Below are 1,548 nucleotides of genomic sequence, written 5' to 3'. Positions count from 1 at the left end.
GGGCTTGATGCCCGTTTCCCGTACAACAACTTTCAGGTTGTAGCTCGGCTTCGTGTCTCTTATCATCGTCGCTCAGTCCGCCTCCGCAAAATCACATTATCGTTGGCCGATCGGTTGTGTTTGCATATAAATAGATTATCAGGAGAATATCACAGTCCCCATCACTTATCAAGATTTTGCCAATATTATATTGACAAATAAACAGCAGCCCGCTATGATTTGTCCAATTAACCTAGACAGCCGTGAGTTGTCCCCGAATGCAACGCCGGGGCGGGCTGTCGGCACGAGCGACGAGTGCGCGAGCATACAGGAGAAAGGCATCATGGGGGTTCAAATCGACACTTGGGAGCACGGCCTCCTGGTCCAAGCTTATGCGCCGCTGGAGAATCGGCTGCGGCACGACGTTGAACTGCTATTCAACCGGACGCAGTACCAACGCGCTTACCGTCATTGTGAGGAGATCACGCGCGAGCACAGCCGCACCTTCTACATCGCGTCGAGCCTGATGCCGCGCGCCGAGCGGCGCGCCATTCGCGCGCTCTACGCCTTCTGCCGTGTGAGCGACGATTTGGTCGATCGCAGTGACGGTGATGGGGCGATCAAGCTCCAGGAGTGGCGGCAGCGCCTCCAGAGCGCCCGCCCGCCGGGGGATGATCTCGTCGTGCTGGCCTGGGCCGACACGCGGGCCCGCTACCATATCCCTTATCAGTATGCCGATCAGCTGTTGGACGGCGTCGCCAGCGATCTGACCCAAACGCGACGCGCGACCTTCGACGAGTTGGCCCACTACTGCTACGCCGTCGCCTCGACGGTGGGGCTGATGATCATGCACGTCGTCGGCTACACCGGCCTGGAGGCGATCCCCTATGCGGTCAAGCTGGGTGTGGCCCTGCAACTGACCAACATCCTGCGCGACGTGGGCGAAGACTGGCGCAACGGCCGCGTCTACCTGCCGCAAGATGAGCTGGCCGCCTACGGCCTGACGGAAGCCGACATCGCCGCCGGCGTCGTGGAGGATCGCTGGCGCGCCTTCATGCGCTTCCAGATCGACCGCGCGCGCCGGCTCTACGCCGAGGCGCTGCCCGGCATCGCCATGCTGGGTCAGAGCGGGCGCTTCGCCGTCGGCGCGGCGGCGGAGTTGTACCAGGCCATCCTCGACGACATCGAGGCCCACGATTACAACGTTTTCACGTATCGTGCACACACCAGCGACCGCCGCAAGCTGGCCCTGTTGCCGGGTATTTGGTGGCGGAACAGGAATTAATCACTAAGAACTAAGAATTAGGAATGGGAAAACAGGCGTACCACACGGCCTAAGGAATTCATAATTCCTAATTCTCAATTCTCTTCTGGGGGACTATGAGCGAAAAAGTCATCATCATCGGCAGCGGGTTTGGCGGACTGGGCGCAGCGGCCCGTCTGGCCGCGCGGGGCTATCAGGTCGAGATCTTCGAGAAACAGGACAAGCCCGGCGGCCGGGCTTACGTGTTCGAGCGGGACGGGTTCAAGTTTGACGGTGGGCCGACGGTCATCACCGCGCCCTTCATG

The 1,548-nt window shown here is 60.4% G+C and carries 2 protein-coding genes; both read left to right on the top strand.

The genetic code is table 11. The features are described from left to right. Positions 1 to 322: 322 nt before the first annotated feature. A complete protein-coding gene (locus tag ACE3UY_RS10550; RefSeq protein WP_374687491.1) occupies positions 323 to 1,264 on the top strand; it encodes a phytoene/squalene synthase family protein in 942 nt (313 codons plus the stop codon). A 95-nt stretch (positions 1,265 to 1,359) separates the two neighbouring features. Continuing rightward, positions 1,360 to 1,548, top strand: a 189-nt coding sequence (locus ACE3UY_RS10545) for an FAD-dependent oxidoreductase (RefSeq protein WP_374687490.1), incomplete at its 3' end; no start/stop codon positions are given.

It is taken from the genome of Promineifilum sp. (SeqCode) (assembly GCF_041918635.1).
Taxonomy (GTDB): domain Bacteria; phylum Chloroflexota; class Anaerolineae; order Promineifilales; family Promineifilaceae; genus Promineifilum.
This window is presented reverse-complemented; position numbering and strand designations above follow the sequence as displayed.